Consider the following 21,356-nt stretch of genomic DNA (forward strand, 5'->3'; position numbering starts at 1 on the left):
AAAAAAGAATCTGCTTGCCCTCTGTAATGTACATGATGGCTTGCAGATTCTTTTTCAATACTTTCATTCTAAGAAAAAGGCTTTACGTTCTTTAGTAATCCATTCTCCAAGCTCCTTATCATCGCGCTTTAATAGTCGATTGACAAGCACGTCATGCCATATATAATCTTCTAATAAATAAATATGAACAGGATCATTTGTAATAAAAGCCGTTTCTTGATTTGACGGTGAGTGACCATAAATCATTTGCTTGCCATCTATCGATAAAATAAACCAATGAGGTGTAGACGCATTCCTCGTATAGCGAGTGATACGGTGCTGGTCAATGGAAGCTAAATGGTCCTCCACATACAAGGTAATCCCATGAACAGGGATATGCTTCGCGACCTCATGTATATCTTCTCGCAATTCTTCATACATATCTTCCCACATTGATAATAGTACTTTTTTCTGCGCTTTTTTTAATAATGACTGACAGTAATTGACGATTGCCTCTTTTCCTTTTAGCGTGACAACCTTATGCTCCGCTTCCTGCTCTTTTACCTCTAATTTTTCTAATTGATCACTAATCGACGTAAAATTCGATTGCCAACGTTGCTGAATTTGTTGTAAAAACACAGCAACAGGAATGGAAGAGTAAGTCGTTTGATCGACAGTTTCTTCTTTTAGTACTAACCCTTTTTCAACGAGTACATCAAGTATGTCGTATATTCTTGCACGTGGGATACCAGAATTTTTACTTACTTGATAGGCACTCACATGACTATTTTGGACGAGTGCAGTATAGGCCTTTGCTTCATATTCTGTGAATCCCAGTTCTTTTAATTGGGCGATTAATAATTCCATCGAATCCCTCCATTTCCTCTATTATAAGTTAAGGCTATGAAGATAAGCCAATGAAAAAAATTAGTCTTTACAGCTTCGCGAAATTTAGTTACTATTTCAGTAGTAACTATCAGAAGAGGTGTAAGCATGCTATTTGAAGTAGATTTAAATGTAGTCATATTATTAATATCTTTTGGATTTTTAGCCGCCTTTGTGGATGCGGTCGTTGGTGGTGGTGGCTTAATTGCATTACCTGCCCTTATGTTTGCTGGTTTAAATCCAGCAGCAGCGGTTGCGACCAATAAACTTGCCGGTACCATGGGTTCTTTGACATCTACCATTTCCTTTTATCGTTCCGGTCAGCTAGAAATTCGTTCAGTTATCAAATACTTTCCTTTAGCCTTTGTGGGATCACTTTTTGGAGCTTGGACTGTACATTTAATCAATCCTGAATTACTAAAACCACTTATGCTCCTAATGCTTGCTGCTGTTGCAATCTATACAATCTTTAAAAAAGATTGGGGTTCAGTAGCTGCGGTCAAAAATTTAAAGTTTACACACTTAGTTTTATTCATGCTGTTGTTATTTAGCATTGGGTTTTATGATGGGTTCCTTGGTCCAGGAACTGGCTCATTTTTAATTTTTAGCTTTTTATTAGTCGGCTTCGATTTCTTAAAGGCTGCAGGAAATGCAAAATTTCTAAACTTAGCAAGTAATTTTGCTGGTCTTTTAATGTTCGCCTACCTAGGTCAGATTCATTATGTTTATGGATTACTGATGGGTATAGCTCAAATTGCCGGTGCAATGGTAGGCTCGCGTGTTGCGATTAAAAAAGGTAGCGGTTTTGTCCGCGTATTGTTTATTATCGTAACGATTACTTTGTTAACTAAGAATGCTTATGATTACATAAAAAACGCCGTAGATATCTAGCTCTACGGCGTCTTTGCTTGTCGACAAACTTTGGCGTTCTATTTCTTTAATTCGGAGAGGTTTTCCGTTATCTCGGAGGTTCTATCCGTCGCTTCAGAGGGTCTTTCCGTCACTTCGGAGGTTTCTTCCGCCGCTCAGGAGAGGCTTTCCGTCGCTTCAAGTTACTTCCGTCGTTTCAGTGGTTCTTTCCGTCACTTCGGAGGTTTCATCCGTCGCTCAGGAGGGTCTTTCCGTCACTTTGAACTTTCTATCCATCATTTGGAGGAGCTATTCGTCACTTCGAAGGTTCTTTCCATCAATTCAGAGATTCTATCCGTCACTTCGGAAGTTTCATCCGTCGCTTCAGAGGGTCTTTCCGTCACTTCGAACTTTCTATCCATCAATCCAGAGATTCTATCCACGACTTTAGTGATTCTATCCACGATTTCGAAGGTTCTATCCACGATTTTGGACAGTCTATCCATCATTTCGAACATTCTATCCGTTGCTTATTGTCTACAGTAAAAAACGCCGTAGATATTCTATCTCTACGGCATTTTATAATTTAAATAAACAACTTTTCATCTTTAAATTTATGGCTCGTTAATAAACTAACAATAACAAATATCAATAAGGATGCGACAATCGGAATTGTCACAGTATGCATGCCAAAGACGGAAGGATAAAAACGATCAATGATAATATAAAGGATCATACCTGAAATCATTGACGCAATAGCACCATACTTATTGGCTTTTTTCCAATATAGACCTAATACGACGGTCCAAATAAAGACTGCCTCAAGTCCGCCAAAAGCAAATAAATTAAGCCAAACTAATAAATCTGGTGGATTAAGTGCAAAAACGACGACGGCTAAACCGATCACTGTTGTGACAATAAAGCTTGCACGCTTAATTTCCGTATCATTAGCTGTTGGTTTTATATAATTTAAGTAAATATCTTTCACTACTGTAGAGCTTACAAGCATAAGTAGCGCGTTGACTGTAGACATCGTTGCTGCCATTGGTGCTGCTAAGACAACGCCAGCTAAAAATGGCGGCAAAACCTTTAACGTCAGCAGCGGCATTACTTTATCACCAATCTCAATACCTGGTATTACTGGACGTGCTAAAACACCAATTAGATGCATTCCAAACATAATTGTCCCTATGGCAATAGTGCCAATGATAATGGCTAAATGCATGCTTTTTGAATCTTTATAGCTCATAGCACGAACTGCGATTTGTGGAAGCCCCACAACTCCCACACCTATCAAAATCCAAAATGTAGAAACGTATAATGGCGTTAATTCACCTTCTGCTCCAAATGGAGACACAAGATTCGGATTCTCAGCGACAAGTGAGGTCATAATATTATCGATTCCTCCACCAGCGATGATTGTCCCAATTAATAAAATAATCGTTCCAATGACCATAATCGAGCCTTGCACCGTATCCGTCAATGCAACCGCACGGAAGCCTCCAATAATAACATAAACTAATACGGAAATCGCAAAAATAAAGAGTGCAGTTGTGTAGTTTAAGCCAGTTAATGATTCAATTAATCGAGCACCACCTACCCATTGTGCCATCATTGCAGAAAATAAAAAGATAATGATGCTAATGGCAGATAAGATGACTATGGCATGACTTTTATAGCGCTCACGTAAAAAGTCTATTAACGTGATGGCTTGATAACGTCTTGCGATAATAGCAAATTTCTTCCCTAAAATCATTAAAACAAAATAACCTGCAGGAAGCTGGGCCATCGCCAGTAATACCCAGCCAAGCCCTTTCGTATAAGCAACGCCTGGACCACCAATAAAGCTACTTGCACTACCATACGTAGCAATCATTGTCATCGCAAGGATGAAGCCTCCCATTTCACGACCACCAAGGAAGTATTCCTGTAAAAATGAATCGGAAGAGCGTATATGCTTATTTGACCATATCCCAATACCAAAGATAATAACTAAAAATAATAGCAGTGGAAAAATAACTTGCCAGTGCATTATTGATCCACCTCCTCATCATCAAATGCTACCTCTTTGAAAAAGAGTTTCATGACGACCCAGATTAAAATAATCATAAAGCATGTCCCTGCAATACAGCTATAGAAAAACCATGCAGGGAAACCGAATACATACGTATAGCTTGTTGGATCACCAGAGCCTAGTCCATAGGCAAAGCCAAACCAAATCGCAAAGTTGACGATAACAAGCCCGATACCGATAAGCGCCTCTCGATGCGCAATTTTAAAGCGTTGATCTTTCAAAATATAGTCCCCCTAACCTACTCTATTTTACTGATATGTTCGTATTATGGGAACCTTTGTGAGAAAAATAAATGTTTGATTAAATAAGATTTAATTCTTTGCTTTTCTCTCGGGACATTATTTAGATTATTTAGCATAGCCACTACAAAAAATGAAGACAAAATGAAAAGGCATGAGTCCAGTAAAATACCGAACTCATGCCAGCCAATTAGCTGCATAATAAAAACTCTAACTTTAAGGGGTCACTACCTTATTTAAGCTCTCCTATCCTTTTAATCAAATTTTATTACAATGTTCGTTTAGAAAAAACTGTTCCCTTTGTGTACTTGTTTGTACTTCAAATCGTTAGGATATCACCGTTTTTCAACATCTTTAATATTGGAATTTCTTTAATAAGCTTTGAAGTTCGTCTGCCTGTTGTGCCATCTCTTTGGCTGAAGAAGCCATATTATCTATGAAAGCTAATTGCTCTTCCGCTGTTAACGTAACGTGTTCCGTACTTTCAGTTGCCTTGCTCGCAATACGTGCCATTGCTTCTGTTGAGGCAGTAACTTCTTCAACACTCGCAGACATCTGCTCCGTCACAGCAGAGATGTCATGCAACTGTGTACTTACCCCCTTAATCGACTGCATGATCTTGTGGAAAGCTAGCTTTGTATCATCGACAACATCCATACCTGCGGCAGCTTCTTTCGAGTTACTAGAAATAGCCGTAATAACATTGGCCGTATCACTTTGAATTGAATGAATAAGTGATGCTATTTGGTCAGCAGATTCCTTTGATTGTTCTGCTAATTTACGAACCTCATCCGCAACGACAGCAAAGCCTTTTCCTTGCTCACCCGCACGAGCCGCTTCAATGGCAGCATTCAAGGCAAGCAAATTCGTTTGATCGGCGATGCTTGTAATCACATCAACGATATTGCCAATTTGCTGTGACTGATCACCTAATATTCGCACCTGCGCCTCTACATGGTCAGATGATTTATTAATAATTGTCATTTGATTCAATACACGATTCAAAGAGTCATTTCCTTGGGCAGCCTCATCACTCATTAAATCAGCAGCATCTGAAACTGTTGAAGCAGTTTCAGCAACTTGTTGAATGCCAATCGCCATTTCTTGCATGGCCGTTAAGCTATCACCTGTACTATGTAATGTTGTTTTTGAACCATCTGCTAAATCTTGTAGTGTTGAAGTTAGCTGTCTTGTCATATCCGCCGTTTGCTGCGATTTAGTTGTTAAGCCATCAGACGATAAATCAACCTGTTTAGAGGATTGGGCTATTTGTTGCATTAATACTTTTAAGCTTGTCAGCATTTTATTAAAGGATTGCGCAAGCTCACCTGCTTCATCCTTGGAATTAATTTGTAGCTGTTTTGTTAAATCTCCTTCTCCATCCGCAATGTCTCGTAGTTGATTATTTATTTCACGAAGCGGTTTCACAAATGCTCTTGTGAAAAGGAAACTGCCTAATACAGCAATGACAGCTCCGATGAACAATACAATGAGAAGCTTACCGATAAATGCAAAAATAATAGCATTAACCCCATCTATCGTTTCACCGACAAACCACATTCCAATGATGTCTCCATTTGCATCTTTAATGGGTGCATAGAGTGTTAAATATTTCGTTCCTACTACATCTGCTTCACCTATAAAGGTTTTCCCTTTATTCATTACACTTTCAACGACTATTGGATCAGCATCTTTGCCAACTAAACGTTCTCCATTTAGCTTTAGATTGGTGATAAGTCCTTTTGTGCCTTGGAAAATGGTTACACCACCATCGATGCTTTCACCTACCTCATCAACAAAGGCTTCCTGATTAACTATTTTTGTATCCCCTTTGTAAAGATCCCCATCTTTTATAGCCCAGTCTCCCTTAAATCGTTCCTCTAGCAGCTTATAACCGACCTTTGAAATATGGGTTATGCTCTGCTCAAAATTGTTACGCATAATTTGTTTCACTTGTATATGTGATACAAATCCAATCATAACGCTTAAAAATATGATGACTCCAATTAAAAGCAAATTAAATTTTGTACTTATTTTAAAAGTGCGCAATAAATTTGTCTCTCCTTTCTCATATTTATTAGGAATATTATGTATAAAATGTAAACCAAGTTAATTAAACATTATTCTATAAATAGTTTCAATACCTTATCAATAAATTAACAATTTTAATATAAATGAGCTGTTAATGAGCAGTGGCAATAGGAAAGACAATAATTCTCTAATATTTGTTGAATAACAATTTATTAAAACATGTTTCTGTCGCTCCATCTTTCGCACAGAAAAAATACTCTCCGTTCATAGTTTCGCCTTCCGATAAGTTTTTCTCTACGACGAAAGTTAGGATTATATTTTCCTCATCAACACGCCCGAAGCTTTCGATATTCCCAAAGAGAATCTTGAAATTTATGTTAATATATCTATATATGGTTTTTATAACCAAATATACATAAAAAGATATTATATGGATAAGTTGATTGGAGAGGAGAGAGATTATGAAACTTGTTTTAATATTTGGTCCTCAAGCAGTTGGAAAATGACTGTTGGACAGGAATTAGCTAAAATAACGGATTTAAAGCTTTTTCATAACCATATGACGATCGATTTAGTTAGTCATTTTTTTAGTTATGGTACGACTGAAGGAAAAAGATTAGTTAATTTGTTTCGTCAGGAAATATTTGAAGAGGTATCGAAAAGTAATTTGTATGGTTTAATTTTTACTTATGTCTGGGCTTTTGATATGCAGGAGGATTGGGATTATGTCGACGACCTTGCAAAGCTTTTTGAATCTAGAGGAGGTACTGTTTATTTTGTAGAACTTGAAGCTGATGTAGTAGAAAGATTGGAACGAAATAAAAGTGGTAATCGACTTGAGCATAAACCTTCGAAAAGAGATATTGAATGGTCTGAAAAAGATTTGAAAAGCTCGATGGAAAAATACAGATTAAATTCCTTAGAGGGCGAATTAAATTATGCAAATTATCTCAAGATCAACAACACAAACTTGAGTGCCAAAGAAGTTGCTTTGAGCATTAAGGAAGCATTTCATTTATAGAATTGAAAAACGCCTGGATCTCCAAGCGTTTTTTTTCGGTTCTATAATGGAACTACATACCGCTTACAACTTTATTTTAATCAACTGATAATCCGTTAATAAAACAATATACGATTTCTTCTTCTAACTGACTTACTTTACGATTTAGTTGAGTAGATAGTTCATTAACCAAATTCGAGTGGTTTCTTTGATGTTTTTCTGTTAAGTCACAAATCAACTTCAACAACATGATATACCCCATAAAATCCTCTTTAGATAATGGGGGTTCATGCGAAAGTACATAAATTTCGGGATCGAACATTTCAATGATTTCTAAGAGATGTCTAACATTTTCAATTTTATATTGTGGTTGTTGTGTGTAAATACTTGGATACAAGCAATCCCCTAAGAAAAGTACTTTTTCTTCCTCTACAAAAATAAGTGATGAGTCATCAGAGTGATCTCCACCTACATGTTTGACTATACACCGAATACCACCTAATTCAATCTCATATTTATCTTTAAAAGTAATATTAGGTAAAGTGATGGTAATATTTCTGTCTTCTCCATATTCTTTTTTTATCATGTCGGAGCAAAACTGATTCTCTAGTCCTTTTTCGACACGATTATCTAAAGCTTCATCTGACCAATCATAGTTCATCATTTTTTCAAGATGCATTTTTGTATTTTCATGTGCTATGGTTACTAGATTCATCTGATTTGTTCCAAAGCTATGATCTCAATGCCAATGTGTTAATACTACAGAATGAAAATTATTAATTTGATATTGATCTAGTTCACCAAGAAATAACTTAGCATGTTTATTAGAATTTCCTGCATCTACAATTAATGTTTGGTGATTCCCGCATATGGCGGACAGTATTGGTCGATCTGTTTCAGAATCATGCGGTAAATAATGTATACGATTGGTTAGTTGTTTCAAATTTTTCTCCATTATCTTAACTCCCTTTGTTTTAATTAGTTCCGACAATCTTATTTAATGTATCAAGAACATTTTTTAACTCTGTTAAGCTAACTTTCGAATAATATTTTTCCACAAGAATGGCGTCAATTTTATTTAGAAGCTGATGAAACTCTTGACCTCTATCCCCCAGATAAATAAAGGTCTCTCTACGGTTTATTGAATTCTCTTGACGATAGATCATTTTCATTTCTTCTAACTTTGAAATTACTTGGCTAACCGCACTTTTTGAAATACCAAAATGATTTGCAATATCATTCGCAATTACGGGCTCATTGCGAATGATATAAAACATTATAATTTCTTGTTGAGGGGTTAAGTGAAAGTTCTCTAATTCCTCAACCTCTTTGGTTTCTTGTAAAACTAACAACTTGAACTGCTCAAACTTTTGATTGATTTTGTCTATCATTGTTAAATAATCGTGCACAGATTTATCAGCCCCAATTCATCTTTAGTTAAGTTCAGTTTACTTAACTATTAATCGTTTGTCAATTATTGTATGGGCTTATTAAAGATGGAAATCGTTCTTTTCCCCTAGATATTATTTTTTCATAGCCACTGCTCACTAACAGCTCATTTATATTAAAAATAGTAAAGGTTGTTAGTGAGCAGTGGGAAGACAGTAAATTCACAACGTAGAGTTGATTTCCGTTCCGACTGGGTGCTTTCCTGGGGCATCGGGGCAACAAATGTTTTTTGCGCGAAAGCGAAGCGGCAGTGTATGTTCTTTAAAAGGATTACAATGATTTCTTACTAAAGCTCCCGATACTCTATTTAGTTAGATAAGTTATTTAATCAATTATGCCTCGGCATAATTGCGTCCGGAATCGGCTTTGTGCTTAGGCCTGCAGATGTTTTTTGTGCGAAAGCGCAGTGCGCAGCAAAAGGGTTTTATCTGCGCGAAAGCGAAGCGGCAGCAGCAACAACATGTTGCAGGTCAGTTAGCCGTTATCGCATGGATGCGATGATCTTAGGCTAACATCCTCTAAGAACTCCTTTCCGATTCCGTGACATTCGCCGGAGGCTTTAACTTCTTTCAGCGGGTGTTCGGACACCTGCTGAAAGAAGTTAAATGCTCATCAATCCCTTGAACAGCTAGTTTCAACGCTTTAATTCTTCTTTCTAAAAGCGTTCTTTGGGGACTACCAATCTTTGACTTCATATATATGTTCTCAATTGATGGTAATAAACCATCTAGAACATTGCGCGCTTCTGCTAAATCTTCCTGGTTATAATGATGAGGGCTTTGATTCCAAACGTTTTCTAGCATTGCTAAGCCAATGCAAACAGCTTTGAGTCGTTTCTTTACTAATGTAGTATTTGCGCCTTTCTGGGTCATCTGGGACAAGGCATTTTCGAGTTTGCTGATTGTCGATTGTAAAGATTTTATTGATTCCAATTTTTCTACATTTGATACGTTTTCCATAGTACTACTGCCCTCTCTTCGTTTCTGAAATATATTCTTTGATACTGAAAATCATTAAAAATCTGACTTCACTCGCAATATTTTATCATAATTACACAAGGGAATCTCAACAATCTGGCCCAATTGAACAGCTTCTTATATCCGTTTATTTCCAGGGGTATTATTCCTTCCTCGAATGGAGAATTAAGGAGACATTTCATTTATTGAGCAAAAAAACGCCTGGATATCCAAGCGCTTTTTGTTATTTCACAGTTTTCGCATACATTTGTAATGCTTTTTTATCAATTTTTCCGACACTTGTTTTTGGCAATTCATCGATGACGATTATCTTTTTGGGGATTTTGTAGCGACCTAGATGCTTGCTACAGATTTCTTTGATTTCCTCTAATAAAGTATCTTCCTGATGCTTACAAACGATAAAGGCTGCCACGATTTCTCCCCAATAATCATCAGCTACTCCAATCACTGCGACCTCCTGCACTAGTTGATGGCGCAAAATACATTGCTCTACTTCCTGCGGATAAACATTTTCTCCACCAGAAATAATCATCTCTTTACTGCGACCAACAATAAAAAAGTCCCCATCCTCATCCATCAATGCTAAATCTCCGGTTTTTAACCACCCATCATGAATGATTTTTTCAGTTTCCTCCTGATTATTCCAGTAAAACCGAAACATATGCTTTCCTTTAACTAATAGCTCTCCCACTTCGTTTGGCTCACAGCTTTCTCCTACACTATTGATAATTTTAGCTTCATTGAATTGCATGCTCTTCCCCACGGCACCTTTTTTCAAATAGGCTGCCTCTCGAGAAATATAAAAATTATTTGGCCCCGCTTCTGTTAAACCATAGCCCTCTTTAAAAAATAGCCCCTTCTTAAAAAACGCATCATATATTGGATACGGGCATGGTGCCCCCCCTGATAAAAATACTTTCATTGAAGGGAAGCTACTCTTCTGAAAGTAATCCGTCGCAATCATCGCTTGGTACATTGTTGGCACAAAAAGCGAAATCGTTGTCTTATACTGATTAATCGCCTGAAGAGCGTTTTCTGCCTCAAATTTATCACCAATTACAACTGTACCGCCAGCCATTAGCAGCGGTATACATAAGGCATTCAAACCTCCTGTATGAAACAAAGGCATAAAATTTAACGTACAATCACTATCACTCAAGCCCCAGCTAATAATTGTATTAATAGCATTCCAATTCACAGAATTAAAGGATAGTACAACACCCTTTGGCTTTCCAGTTGTGCCCCCTGTATAAATCATTAACCAAGGATCATTAAGGTCTACTGCTCGAATGCTAAGAGTAGCTCCTTCATTAGCTAAACGAAGTGAATGCATGTTTTCTAAAGATAAAGGGCAATTCATTGCTTCATCGTAAAGCAGTAAAGAAGGCATAGCATCCGTCAAAATATCATGTAATTCCTTCGTACTCATACGCCAATTCAATGGGACATAGATCAGTCCTCTTAATCCACAGGCGAATAAGACCGCAAAAAGCTGGATGTGGTTTTTCGCAAATACAGCTATACGACTCCCTGCCTGCAAGTTTTGGCGCTCAAAAAAATGACTCCATTTTGCAATTTCCTCTGTTAACTGCTGATAAGTCCACTGCTCCTTTGTTTCTAGGTTCACCAATGCTAGACGTTTAGGTGTTAGCGATGCACGTTTTAAAATCCAGGATTGCTCTACAAACATCTTGAAAGCCTCCTTATCACATCATAATTGCTCCATCCACATGAAGCGTGTGACCGTGGACATAGGAAGCCTCATCAGATGCTAAAAATAAATAGGCATTGGCAATATCTCTAGGTGTCCCTAATCTTTGCAGTGGTACGATGGAGCGCATTTGTGCCAGCACATTTTCTGGCATTTTCTTTACCATGTCTGTTTCTGTAAAGCCAGGAGCCACCGCATTTACGTTGATCCCCTTGCGCCCCAATTCCTTCGCCCATGTTTTGGTCATGCCGACGATAGCCGCCTTTGTGGCAGCGTAATTCGTTTGACCAACATTTCCATAGACACCACTAACAGAAGATGTATTAATAATTTTGCCCCCACCCGCAGCAATCATATGTGGAATTACCTCTTGTGTACAATGAAAAACGCCAGTCAAATTCACATCAAGTACCTGGTGAAACTGATCTTCTGTCATTTTTGTTAACATTGCATCACGTGTAATACCTGCATTGTTCACTAAAATATCGACACGGCCCATTTGCTCTATAACTGTTGCCACTAAGTTCTTAACGCTCTCTCTATCTGCAACGTCTACTTGCACAAATAATGCTTGATCCCCTAAATGCTGGGCAGCTGACACACCAGCATCCTCATTAAAATCTGCAATGACAACGAAGGCACCCTCTTCAATAAATCGTTCAGCAGCCGCATAGCCAATCCCGTTCGCAGCTCCCGTAATAATGGCAACTTTATTGTTTAAACGCATACTTTTTTCCCCCTATTTCTAAAAACGTTTCAATTTCAGAAGTAAGCTGTGGTAAATCATCAATTAATGGAGAGTGACCACAGTCTTTTAAACTGACAAATTGTGCATTTGCCCCTAGATCAAGCATTGTTTCATCATTCATTCCTTCTGTAATAACGTAATCACGATCCCCTCTTAACACTAAAACTGGAATCGTAATTTGTTGTACCTCATGCGTGCCTTTTGCGACATCATGATCAACAGCACTTATATTGAAGACATTTAAGGCATGATAAACTTCCGCTAAATTTCGTTGCGTCAGCATATCCTCCACATATGTCTGATAGTGTTCTGGGCTAGGCTGCTTATGGGTGTAAATAAGTGCGTTCCAGACCGATTGTAAGCCTTGCACATTTTTCGAATCATAGAAGCCTTGTACTAATTTTGTTTTAGATGTATCGACGAGTACTTCTTCATAGGTAAATGCCCTCTTTAATGCTGCTTGATTGCCAGTACCTAAATCCGTGTAAAATGGATAGCCTCTCGTAGATGCCGAGGCTAGTAAAATAAGCTGCTGACAATAGCCGGGATAAAGAGCGACAAACTGCATACATACTGCTCCGCCCGTAGACCAGCCAATCATGTCAAACTGTTTTAATTGAATGGCGTCCACAAAAAGCTTCACGTCATCGCTAAAATCTTTAATCGCGGAAATCGGTTTATGATAAGATGAACTACCAAAGCCCCGTAAATCCATCGCATAAATTGTATATTTTTCATCCAATTCATCGATTAGAACGTCCCAATGCTTGGAGGATGTCATATTGCCATGAATAAGTAATAAAACACGTTCTCCCCCTTGGCGCTTACGATAAGCAATCGTTTCTCCATTTGATAGCTGAACAGTTTTTAACATCGTATTTCCCCCTTATCCCCATCGAATCGTAATAGCACCCCAGACATAGCCAATACCTGCACTAACAAGTGTAACGATATCTCCATCATGGATACGCCCTTCCTCTAATGCCAGCTGCAATGATACGATTTGGTCAATCTGTCCGATATGACCATACTCTTGTAAGTATATGGACTGCTCCTGCCCTAACCCTAGTTCAGATAAAATATAATCATGAGCAGATTTTTTCATGTGAAGCATCGCTAAATAACCAATATCCCCCTCAGTTAATCCACTTTTCGCCAAGGATGTTCGAATTACCTTCAAAAAATTGCTTAAAGATTTTTGTTCTAAACGCTCCTTCATCCCAATTGGATCTATCACATCGAGCTGATACAAATTATTCTCTAAAGCATCAGGTGTCAAAGGTTTTTTTGTACCACCAACAGGCACGACTACATCCTCTGAGAACGAACCATCCGTCATAATATCTGCCTCTAATAAATGATTCTTGTCATAGTCTTTTTGTAAAAGGATAGCGCCACCCCCAGCTGCTAAATTATACATAAAGCGTGTTCGAGGATTGCTGTAATCGATAAAATCAACGTTTCGATAGCCACCAGCAAGGAGTATAGTACGAATTGAATCATCCGACGCCATTAAACTTTTCGCTATTTTTAATGCCATAATGGTCGTGCCACATCTTAATTGCACATCGAATGCCCAAGCATTTACGGCCCCTAGCTCCTCCTGCATTTTTATAGAGGCAGTCCATAAGGGATACTCCTTATGCTCCTCTCCTATATAAATCACAACATCAATGTCCTTCGGGTCGATATTAGCCTTTCGTATAGCATCCCGTGCTGCCCATATCCCCATTTGAACCGTATGATCATGCTCTCCAGGAATAGGCTTCTCATAGATACCCATTTTTTTTCGAATAATATCCTCTGGAATATTGGAAAGCGCTGCAATTTCTTTAGATGTCATTTTCGTTTGTGGAATATAGATTCCTGTACTTACAATGCCTACAGTCATTCAAATCTCTCCTTTTTCTGTGGCAGGGTAACCGATGTTTGGCCTTTTTCCTTGTGCTTTAATCGCCATTTCCAAAACATCAGGCGCAGTGATCCAATAATTCCTTTTGGGAAAAAGATAACAGCTAAAATATAAAGAATTCCAAAGAAGATAATCCAACGTTCAAATATTGGATAATCACGAGCTAACCCTGAAAGTGCATGCTGTGCATATTCAATAACAGCAGATCCTAGTAATGGTCCAACTAATGTGCCCACACCGCCAATAATCGTCATTAATAATGCATCTAGCGTAATGTCCATTGTCATCACACTCGTATTGACAAATCGTAGTGACACAGCATATAAGGACCCCGCTAAGCTTGCAACGGTTCCTGCGACAACGGATGCAATCACTTTATAGTACAAAGTGTTATAGCCTAATGATTTTGTTCGTTGTTCATTTTCCCGAACAGCAATTAAAATCCGACCAGTTGGCGAGTTAACAAAGCGATATAGGACAATAAAAATAACGACTAAGCATGCCAGTACAAAGAAATAAAACGTCATTCGATCTCTAAACATTTCTGGTGCTCTAAACGTAAAGCCATCATTTCCATATGTGACAGAACGCCATTTTTCCGCCACTACTAAAAATAGCCCCGAAAAAGATAATGTCAGCATCGCAAAGAAATGACTTTTTAATCGTAGTGTCAGTAATCCTACTAAGAAACTAATGAACCCTGCTAGCAACATCCCGACAACGATAGATAATAAAAATGTTGAAAGTGTTGGCACCATTTGTTTCAGCATGACAGCCGTTGTGTAGGCACCTAAACCAAAAAACATAGCATGCCCGAACGACACAATTCCTGTATAGCCAAGGAGAATGTCATAGCTCATCGCTAAAATACCGAAAATAAAGATTTGCGTTAATAAAATAATGAGCGTCCTTGAATCATTGACGAAAGGGAGAAGCACTAAAATAGCTAACATGAGAAAAAAACATAGATGCTGCAATGAAAGCTTCATTTTCATGTTGATCTCTCCTTTCTCATAGCAAATAACCCTTGTGGACGGAAAATTAAAACAATAGCCATTAAAATCATATTGACCGCGAGTGATAGCACTGGCACATAATAAGCCATAAAACTACCTGCTAAGCCGACTAATATTGCTGCCAGTAGCGAGCCTGAAAAACTGCCCATTCCTCCGATTACAACAACGATAAAACCTAAAATCGCATACTCCATGCCCATTTCCGCATAGATGACACCTGAATACGGAGCCATTAACATGCCACTAAGTGCTGCTAGTGCCGCACCAACCATAAAGACATATAAAAATACCCGCTTTATATGAATGCCAAGTGCCTGTGCCATTTCTTTATCCTGTACACCAGCCCGAACGATGAGCCCAATCTTCGTCTTCTTTAACATGTATTGGAAAATACCGAAAATGATAAAACCTACTACAATAATAAATAATCGATATTTTATGATAATAACTTCTCCAATTTCCCAGCTACCTATTAAGTAACTCGGCGTTTTCACAGCCACACCATTTGGACCAAAAACAACTTTAATCATCTCCTGCAAAACAAGCATCAGCCCTAATGTAATTAAAATTTGCTGAACATGATTGCCATAGACAGGTGTTATAATTAATTTTTCAGTAATGAGTCCGAGTAAAGCCCCTGTTACGATGGCACCTACAACTCCAATTAAAAAGCTCTCAGTGAACATATAGGTAAAGATCCCAGCATAAGCCCCCCAAACGAATAAACCACCATGTGCAAAGTTCAAAACATCCATTAGTCCAAAAATTAACGTCAGACCTGCCGCCAGTAAAAAAATTAGCATGCCAGTTGCAAGGCCATTAATGACTAAATTGACGAATAGCTCCAATAAAGTACACCACCTTTATCCGATTCCAAGATATTTTCTTTTTAGTTCTTCATGATGGATAAGATCCTGCATGTTGCCCGAGTGAACAGTTCTACCATCGTCAATCAATGTATACGTATCGCCAATTCGGCTCGCCATCATAAAATTTTGCTCTACAAGTACGATGGACGTTTGCTTTTTCATTTCAACGATGGCCTCCATTACTTTCTCTACCACTATGGGCGCCAGTCCTTTAGAAGGCTCATCAATCAACATTAATTTACTATCATTGATAAATGCCCTTGCCATGGACAGCATTTGTTTTTGACCACCCGAAAGATGTCCACCAGCCTTCTTCCAAAACTTCTTTAAATCCGGAAACAGCTCCAGCACATAATTTTGTCGCTCGAAAGTAGCTGTATCTTCTTTACGCATAGCCACTTTCATATTTTCCTCTACTGTTAAATCTGCAAAAATCCCTTGATTTTCAGGTACATAGCCTATTCCTAATTTTGCAACTTTATAGGTTGGGCTTTTTTTAATCGAATGTGTGCGAAATTCTACCTCTCCTTTTGAAGCAGGCGTCAACCCCATAATCGTTTTTAAAGTGGTCGTTTTACCGGCACCATTTCTGCCAAGTAGTACACTTACCTGCCCCTCCATGGCCTCAAAATTGACTCCCTGCAAAATATGGTATTGACCGATATATGTGTGGACATCATTTAATTTCAGTAAGGTGTTCATCGTACAGACCTCCTAAATATGCATTTTGTACGGTTTCATTTTTCATGATATCCCCTGGTGTTCCATCCGCAAGAAGTTGGCCGTTAAATAGCACCATAATCGAGTCCGACAAATCTAGAATCATATCCATCTTGTGCTCAATGAGGAGAATGGTTTTATCACCCTGATTTTTAATCGTGCGAATAACTTCTAAAATCGTTGGCACCTCCTCTAAGGACATGCCTGCCGTTGGTTCATCAAGTAAAAGGATTTCCGTATCAAGTGCTAACAGCATAGCAATCTCAAGCTTCCTCTTTTCCCCGTGGGATAGCATTGTCGTAAGAGCATCTCTTTTATTGTCAAGCAATACAAGTGTTAATAGCTCCTCCGCTTTTTCGGTAATCGCCTTATAGCTTTTGTAATGGCGAAATAATTGGTAACGAACTTTCTCCTTGGATTGCACAGCCAAACGGACATTTTCCAAAACTGTTAAGTTCGGAAAAACATTCGTAATTTGAAAAGAGCGCCCTAGACCCATTCGAGTTCTTTCAATAGCTGATTTTTGCGCAAGTGACTGTCCCTTAAAATAGACATCCCCGGCAGTCGGCTTTAACTCTCCACTAAGCAAATTAAAGAAGGTTGTTTTTCCAGCTCCATTTGGTCCAATAATTGATTTCAAATGCTTTTCCGGCATATTAAAATTCACATGGTCGACAGCTGTGTGTCCGCCAAAACGAATAGTTAAGTTTTCTGTTCGTAAAATGGGTTCCATCGTATTCTCCTTTCTAGTACTTCTATCTCTCTTCACCCATTCTCATCTGAAAGTGGGTGAAGAGAGACAGAATAATAAAGCTATCTGTCTCCAATTTCACTATTTCATAACTGGAGGGGCTGTTTCTTCAGGGCTAAGCTCACGAACTAGCACTGGTACCGGATAATCTACACCATCTTGCTTTTCTAAACGGATAGAATACATCGACTGTAATGCTTGATGGTCTTCTTTTCGGAAAGTCATCGTTCCCTTTGGTGTTTCAAATGACATCCCTTCCATAATGCCGATAAGTTTTTCCGCATCTGTATCGCCATTTGATTTTTTCAGAGCATCAACAATAGATATGGCTGCAGACATGCCTCCTGGCGTAAATAAATCAGGAACTTCATTGAAGCGTTTTTGATGTTCCTCCACTAACCATTTATTCACATCATTTTGTGTTAACGTATGATAATAAACAGAGAATCCTTCCATACCAATTAACGGATTCATAAATTTTAATGCAATAATATCTGGTGCTCCCGTTGAAATTTTAATGCCCTTTTCTTGAATTTTTAAATCTGCAATTTGATTCCATGGTGAGTTTGCTCCAGCCCAGACAACAAATAAATAATCTGGTTTTGCAGCAATTACTTTTTGCAAATTGGACGTAAAATCAGTTGCTGCTGGATCTGCATATTCCTCTAAAACAATTTCTGCGCCTAACTTTTCCGCAGCTGTCTTAAACGCCTTCACCCCATCCAAGCCAAAAGAATAGTCCGGCGCAAACGTTGCGATCTTAACACCCTTTCCTGCGATCGCAGCCGCTGCTGCATAAGCATCCTGAGAAGAATTTCGACCTGTACGGAAAATATATTTATTAAATTCTGAGCCCGTAATACTATCCGCTACCGCAGGCTCCACCACCATAATCTTTTGGTATTCTTCCGCAAGTGGTAAAACAGCAAGCGTATCACCTGAGCTAGAGGAACCTACTAAGAAATCAACCTTGTCATCTTCTAATAGTTTTGTCGCTTTTTGTACCGCCACCTCAGGCTTTGTTTCTGTATCTTCATAGACAATTTCTATTTTCTTACCATTAACCTCCATCGTACCGCCTGTAGCATACTCAATCCCTAAATCAAAGCCACGCTGTGTTTGTTTCCCGTACGACTCAAGAGCACCCGTCAATGACGCAAGCACACCGATTTTAATAGTGCCCCCTTCCTCAGTAGTCCCCTTTGTATCATCCTCCGAAGCCTTACCGCCAGTTGAACTATCCTTCGTCTCATCCGAATTACAAGCCACCATCAACATTGACAGCATTAATAAAAGCACAAACAACCAATGCTTCTTCATCCCATAACCCCTTTCATAATGAACTAAAAAGAAAGCGCTTTCGTTGCTATGTAAACACTATATAAAACTACAGTTACAAATTAGTTACAAGATAGTTGGGTCAGTTTACTGAGCCAACTATCTCTGCAGCGAAAGTGCAGCGGAGCGCAACGGCAGTCGCAAGTTCTCTGCTGCGAAAGTGTGGGGTTTTCCAGGGATGAGGGTTTTATCGAAACAGTTTTGAGATTTATCGAGAACTTTTGATTGTTTATCGACCAACTTTATCGTTTTATCACCCAACTTTTTTAATTTATCAACCAACTTTCGAAAAATATCGATATCTACCTTCATGTGGGGAGCTACTTTTTCTCCGACGAAAGTGGAATTTTTTTCAGGGATGAGAGATTTATCGGAATAAATTAGTGTTTTATCGGAACAATTTTGAGATTTATCGGAACAATTTCAGATTTTATCGGAATGTTTCATCGATTTATCGGAACATTTTTGAATATACAGTACAGTAGCATACTTTGTGGGGAGCTACTTTTTCTGTAACGACAGCAACAAACCTCTTCAGCAGTTTATATAAATTTCATATTAATTCATTAGTAATAATATATTCTCCATATTGAAATCTGGTTTTTATAATGAAGATAGCACTTTTAAAAGGAGGGACTAGAATGGAGTTTAGTAAACTTGGTAATAGCGGATTAACAATAAGCAAGATTGCATACGGAAACTGGATAAATCATGGGGGTAAAGTAGATGAGGATACTGCAAAAGAGTGTGTTAAAGCAGCACTAGATGTCGGTATAACTACATTTGATACTGCTGATGTTTATTCAGAAACTAAAGCTGAAGAAGTACTCGGCAGGTCTTTACAAGGTATACGCCGGGAGAGCATTGAATTATGTACAAAGGTGTGCCATCCGACTGGGAATGGGCAAAACGATAAAGGTTTATCACGAAAACATATTCTAGAAAATTGTCATGCATCTTTGCGTCGGTTACAAACAGACTATATAGATGTCTATTATGCACACAGATTTGACCCAACCACTCCTCTTGAAGAAACGATGTTAGCTTTCGCAGATCTTGTAAGACAAGGTAAAGTGCTTTATATCGGTGTAAGTGAGTGGACAGCAGAACAAATTACACGTGGTGCTGCACTTTCACGAGAATTGAATATTCCGTTCATCGCAAGCCAACCCCAGTATTCAATGTTGTGGAGAGTTATCGAAAGCGATATTATACCAACCTGTCAACCTGAGGGACTTGGGCAAGTAGTATGGTCGCCTTTAGCACAAGGTGTTCTCACTGGAAAATATCTACCCCAAAAACCAGTACCAGCCCAATCGCGTGCTAATTCTCCGGCTGGCAAACCATTTTTTAATAAACTTGCACAACGTTGGATGAACGTCAATGTGCTCACTGCTATTCAGAAGCTTAAACCCATCGCACAAGAGATTGATCTTACACTCGCTCAACTCGCAGTAGCTTGGGTACTACAAAACCAGAATGTTTCCTCAGCAATTATCGGTGCCTCGAGCCCAGAACAGGTAAGAGAGAATGCGCTCGCTTCTGGTGTCAAATTAGACATTGAAATTATGAATCAGATTGACAAAGTTTTAGAAGGTTTCGTTGAGTACGATCCAAGTAAAACAGGTTAATAATATTGTATTACCCATCCCCTTTAGGATGGGTTTTTATTTTTGGTGATCAAGTTGTAAAATCGAATACATCTCTCTAACAACTGTTAAGAAATGATCTACTACTGCAGATTTTTCATCTTGTCTCCAACCAACATATAAATTTACCTTTGGTGTAGTCTCTTGGATTTTTTTATAGATAACCCCAGGATGTTTATAACTTTCCACCGACGATGGAACGACAGAAACTCCCATTCCGGTTGCCACTAAATTAACAATCGTTTGCATTTGAATAGCTTCTTGAACAACATTTAAACTTACACCATGATCCCAAAAGTAGCTAATAATTAAATCATAAAAATTTGGACCCATATGACGCGGAAACAAAATAAATGGTTCATCCATTAACAATCGGAGTGGTATTTCGGGCAATGAGACGAAAGGGTGATCTTGATGTAAAACCAATCTTAAAGATTCTTCCGAACAAACTTCAGAAGTTAGTATCCCATTGTCCTGTTTAGAACGAATAAATCCAATATGAATTTGTTTCTCATAAAGTGCTTTTAATTGCTGCTCCGTTGTCATTTCACGTAATATAAGGTGGATTTTAGGAAAGCGTTCTCGAAATTTATTAAGAACTTCTATAACAATCTCAGTGGAATCGACAAAACCAATAATTAAGCTCCCTATCTTCCCTTCAGCTGCAAGTTGTGTTTCTTTTATGGCTCTTTCTAATTGAAGCAGTGTTTGTTGAGATCCTTCTAAAAATATCCTCCCAGCATCCGTAAGTTCAACCATTCTTTTCGTTCGATGAAAAAGTTGAACTCCCAATTCTTCTTCTAATTTACGAATTTCTTGACTTAAAGGAGGTTGTGCCATCCTAAGACGTTCTGCTGCACGACTAAAATTCAATTCTTCTGCCACCATCATGAAATATCGCATTTTCCTAATATCCATTTTCATCTATCCCTTCTACTAAAATCGATTAAGGACTTCTTTTAATATCAAACTCATTTTGGTGCCTAGTATTTTCGTAGCCATGCTTTTATGTTATACAGCTCTTTGGTTAGGGAGATGAAGATATAAATTTGCCTGTATTTCTTGTTTCGGTAGGAAAGACAAATCATTTCATTAAAATGACAATATTCTAAATAAAAAGTTTCCTAATAAATTAAATAGCATTTTTAGCTAATGCTTT

21 protein-coding genes and 1 pseudogene are annotated in these 21,356 nt (G+C 38.3%); 3 read left to right on the forward strand and 19 right to left on the reverse strand.

Annotation, left to right across the window (positions count from 1 at the left end; all coding sequences use genetic code 11):
• Window positions 1-63 precede the first annotated feature (63 nt).
• Window positions 64-846, reverse strand: coding sequence for a TrmB family transcriptional regulator (locus ABH968_RS11490; RefSeq protein WP_370044157.1), 783 nt, complete (start codon window positions 844-846; stop codon window positions 64-66).
• Window positions 847-972: 126 nt separating this feature from the next.
• Between ABH968_RS11490 and ABH968_RS11495 the strand changes: the two genes are divergently transcribed.
• Window positions 973-1,755, forward strand: coding sequence for a TSUP family transporter (locus tag ABH968_RS11495; protein ID WP_370044158.1), 783 nt, complete (start codon window positions 973-975; stop codon window positions 1,753-1,755).
• A 544-nt stretch (window positions 1,756-2,299) separates the two neighbouring features.
• Here ABH968_RS11495 and panF read toward each other — a convergent pair.
• The 3 genes from panF to ABH968_RS11510 form a co-directional block, all read right to left on the reverse strand.
• Window positions 2,300-3,745, reverse strand: coding sequence for a sodium/pantothenate symporter (panF, locus tag ABH968_RS11500; RefSeq protein ID WP_370044159.1), 1,446 nt, complete (start codon window positions 3,743-3,745; stop codon window positions 2,300-2,302).
• On the reverse strand, window positions 3,745-4,008 hold the full coding sequence (locus ABH968_RS11505) for a YhdT family protein (protein ID WP_370044160.1): 264 nt from the start codon (window positions 4,006-4,008) through the stop codon (window positions 3,745-3,747). Before ABH968_RS11505 ends, panF begins: the two co-directional genes overlap by 1 nt.
• A gap of 372 nt (window positions 4,009-4,380) precedes the next feature.
• Window positions 4,381-6,075 (reverse strand): methyl-accepting chemotaxis protein, encoded by a 1,695-nt coding sequence (locus tag ABH968_RS11510; protein WP_370044161.1) that lies wholly within the window; start codon window positions 6,073-6,075, stop codon window positions 4,381-4,383.
• 443 nt (window positions 6,076-6,518) lie between these two features.
• Here ABH968_RS11510 and ABH968_RS11515 point away from each other — a divergent pair.
• Window positions 6,519-7,078 (forward strand): annotated as a pseudogene (locus tag ABH968_RS11515) (DEAD/DEAH box helicase family protein).
• A gap of 76 nt (window positions 7,079-7,154) precedes the next feature.
• On the opposite strand, the gene ABH968_RS11520 reads toward ABH968_RS11515, so the two are convergent.
• The 14 genes from ABH968_RS11520 to ABH968_RS11585 form a co-directional block, all read right to left on the reverse strand.
• Window positions 7,155-7,772 carry an MBL fold metallo-hydrolase gene (locus tag ABH968_RS11520; RefSeq protein WP_370044162.1) on the reverse strand — a complete coding sequence of 206 codons (618 nt, stop codon included), beginning with the start codon at window positions 7,770-7,772 and terminating at the stop codon, window positions 7,155-7,157.
• A 24-nt stretch (window positions 7,773-7,796) separates the two neighbouring features.
• On the reverse strand, window positions 7,797-8,012 hold the full coding sequence (locus tag ABH968_RS11525) for an MBL fold metallo-hydrolase (RefSeq protein WP_370044163.1): 216 nt from the start codon (window positions 8,010-8,012) through the stop codon (window positions 7,797-7,799).
• 19 nt (window positions 8,013-8,031) lie between these two features.
• Window positions 8,032-8,466 (reverse strand): MarR family winged helix-turn-helix transcriptional regulator, encoded by a 435-nt coding sequence (locus ABH968_RS11530; RefSeq protein WP_370044164.1) that lies wholly within the window; start codon window positions 8,464-8,466, stop codon window positions 8,032-8,034.
• Between the two features lie 609 nt (window positions 8,467-9,075).
• Window positions 9,076-9,465: a hypothetical protein gene (locus ABH968_RS11535; protein ID WP_370044165.1), complete on the reverse strand. Its 390-nt coding sequence runs from the start codon at window positions 9,463-9,465 to the stop codon at window positions 9,076-9,078.
• Window positions 9,466-9,706: 241 nt separating this feature from the next.
• The gene (locus ABH968_RS11540) at window positions 9,707-11,173 is read right to left on the reverse strand and encodes a class I adenylate-forming enzyme family protein (protein WP_370044166.1); all 1,467 of its coding nucleotides are present in this window, start codon (window positions 11,171-11,173) and stop codon (window positions 9,707-9,709) included.
• A 16-nt stretch (window positions 11,174-11,189) separates the two neighbouring features.
• Window positions 11,190-11,921, reverse strand: coding sequence for a 3-oxoacyl-ACP reductase FabG (gene fabG / locus ABH968_RS11545; protein ID WP_370044167.1), 732 nt, complete (start codon window positions 11,919-11,921; stop codon window positions 11,190-11,192).
• Window positions 11,905-12,816, reverse strand: coding sequence for an intracellular short-chain-length polyhydroxyalkanoate depolymerase (phaZ, locus tag ABH968_RS11550; RefSeq protein ID WP_370044168.1), 912 nt, complete (start codon window positions 12,814-12,816; stop codon window positions 11,905-11,907). Before phaZ ends, fabG begins: the two co-directional genes overlap by 17 nt.
• 12 nt (window positions 12,817-12,828) lie before the next feature.
• The gene (locus ABH968_RS11555) at window positions 12,829-13,833 is read right to left on the reverse strand and encodes a 3-oxoacyl-ACP synthase (RefSeq protein ID WP_370044169.1); all 1,005 of its coding nucleotides are present in this window, start codon (window positions 13,831-13,833) and stop codon (window positions 12,829-12,831) included.
• A complete protein-coding gene (locus ABH968_RS11560; RefSeq protein WP_370044170.1) occupies window positions 13,830-14,849 on the reverse strand; it encodes a branched-chain amino acid ABC transporter permease in 1,020 nt (339 codons plus the stop codon). Before ABH968_RS11560 ends, ABH968_RS11555 begins: the two co-directional genes overlap by 4 nt.
• Window positions 14,846-15,718 (reverse strand): branched-chain amino acid ABC transporter permease, encoded by an 873-nt coding sequence (locus ABH968_RS11565; protein WP_370044171.1) that lies wholly within the window; start codon window positions 15,716-15,718, stop codon window positions 14,846-14,848. Before ABH968_RS11565 ends, ABH968_RS11560 begins: the two co-directional genes overlap by 4 nt.
• 15 nt (window positions 15,719-15,733) lie before the next feature.
• Window positions 15,734-16,441, reverse strand: a complete 708-nt coding sequence (locus ABH968_RS11570) for an ABC transporter ATP-binding protein (RefSeq protein WP_370044172.1) — start codon at window positions 16,439-16,441, stop codon at window positions 15,734-15,736.
• Window positions 16,416-17,192: an ABC transporter ATP-binding protein gene (locus ABH968_RS11575; protein ID WP_370044173.1), complete on the reverse strand. Its 777-nt coding sequence runs from the start codon at window positions 17,190-17,192 to the stop codon at window positions 16,416-16,418. Before ABH968_RS11575 ends, ABH968_RS11570 begins: the two co-directional genes overlap by 26 nt.
• A gap of 99 nt (window positions 17,193-17,291) precedes the next feature.
• Window positions 17,292-18,530 (reverse strand): substrate-binding domain-containing protein, encoded by a 1,239-nt coding sequence (locus ABH968_RS11580; RefSeq protein WP_370044174.1) that lies wholly within the window; start codon window positions 18,528-18,530, stop codon window positions 17,292-17,294.
• Between the two features lie 117 nt (window positions 18,531-18,647).
• Window positions 18,648-18,860 carry a hypothetical protein gene (locus ABH968_RS11585; protein WP_370044175.1) on the reverse strand — a complete coding sequence of 71 codons (213 nt, stop codon included), beginning with the start codon at window positions 18,858-18,860 and terminating at the stop codon, window positions 18,648-18,650.
• Window positions 18,861-19,189: 329 nt separating this feature from the next.
• Between ABH968_RS11585 and ABH968_RS11590 the strand changes: the two genes are divergently transcribed.
• Window positions 19,190-20,179 carry an aldo/keto reductase family protein gene (locus tag ABH968_RS11590; RefSeq protein ID WP_370044200.1) on the forward strand — a complete coding sequence of 330 codons (990 nt, stop codon included), beginning with the start codon at window positions 19,190-19,192 and terminating at the stop codon, window positions 20,177-20,179.
• A gap of 36 nt (window positions 20,180-20,215) precedes the next feature.
• On the opposite strand, the gene ABH968_RS11595 is transcribed toward ABH968_RS11590, so the two are convergent.
• Complete coding sequence (locus ABH968_RS11595; RefSeq protein WP_370044176.1) at window positions 20,216-21,115, reverse strand: LysR substrate-binding domain-containing protein; 900 nt, start codon at window positions 21,113-21,115, stop codon at window positions 20,216-20,218.
• Window positions 21,116-21,356: the final 241 nt, after the last annotated feature.

This window comes from Lysinibacillus sp. RC79, from assembly GCF_041262405.1.
Taxonomy (GTDB): domain Bacteria; phylum Bacillota; class Bacilli; order Bacillales_A; family Planococcaceae; genus Lysinibacillus.

What these genes read in the sequence shown, in the direction of transcription:
- ABH968_RS11555 (WP_370044169.1), bottom strand. Translation starts at nt 13,833, where the DNA reads ATGACTGTAGGCATTGTAAGTACAGGAATCTATATTCCACAAACGAAA.
- ABH968_RS11520 (WP_370044162.1), bottom strand. Translation starts at nt 7,772, where the DNA reads ATGAATCTAGTAACCATAGCACATGAAAATACAAAAATGCATCTTGAA.
- fabG (WP_370044167.1), bottom strand. Translation starts at nt 11,921, where the DNA reads ATGCGTTTAAACAATAAAGTTGCCATTATTACGGGAGCTGCGAACGGG.
- ABH968_RS11560 (WP_370044170.1), bottom strand. Translation starts at nt 14,849, where the DNA reads ATGAAAATGAAGCTTTCATTGCAGCATCTATGTTTTTTTCTCATGTTA.
- phaZ (WP_370044168.1), bottom strand. Translation starts at nt 12,816, where the DNA reads ATGTTAAAAACTGTTCAGCTATCAAATGGAGAAACGATTGCTTATCGT.
- ABH968_RS11540 (WP_370044166.1), bottom strand. Translation starts at nt 11,173, where the DNA reads ATGTTTGTAGAGCAATCCTGGATTTTAAAACGTGCATCGCTAACACCT.
- ABH968_RS11495 (WP_370044158.1), top strand. Translation starts at nt 973, where the DNA reads ATGCTATTTGAAGTAGATTTAAATGTAGTCATATTATTAATATCTTTT.
- ABH968_RS11590 (WP_370044200.1), top strand. Translation starts at nt 19,190, where the DNA reads ATGGAGTTTAGTAAACTTGGTAATAGCGGATTAACAATAAGCAAGATT.
- ABH968_RS11595 (WP_370044176.1), bottom strand. Translation starts at nt 21,115, where the DNA reads ATGGATATTAGGAAAATGCGATATTTCATGATGGTGGCAGAAGAATTG.
- panF (WP_370044159.1), bottom strand. Translation starts at nt 3,745, where the DNA reads ATGCACTGGCAAGTTATTTTTCCACTGCTATTATTTTTAGTTATTATC.
- ABH968_RS11575 (WP_370044173.1), bottom strand. Translation starts at nt 17,192, where the DNA reads ATGGAACCCATTTTACGAACAGAAAACTTAACTATTCGTTTTGGCGGA.
- ABH968_RS11580 (WP_370044174.1), bottom strand. Translation starts at nt 18,530, where the DNA reads ATGAAGAAGCATTGGTTGTTTGTGCTTTTATTAATGCTGTCAATGTTG.
- ABH968_RS11585 (WP_370044175.1), bottom strand. Translation starts at nt 18,860, where the DNA reads ATGAAGGTAGATATCGATATTTTTCGAAAGTTGGTTGATAAATTAAAA.
- ABH968_RS11570 (WP_370044172.1), bottom strand. Translation starts at nt 16,441, where the DNA reads ATGAACACCTTACTGAAATTAAATGATGTCCACACATATATCGGTCAA.
- ABH968_RS11490 (WP_370044157.1), bottom strand. Translation starts at nt 846, where the DNA reads ATGGAATTATTAATCGCCCAATTAAAAGAACTGGGATTCACAGAATAT.
- ABH968_RS11525 (WP_370044163.1), bottom strand. Translation starts at nt 8,012, where the DNA reads ATGGAGAAAAATTTGAAACAACTAACCAATCGTATACATTATTTACCG.
- ABH968_RS11535 (WP_370044165.1), bottom strand. Translation starts at nt 9,465, where the DNA reads ATGGAAAACGTATCAAATGTAGAAAAATTGGAATCAATAAAATCTTTA.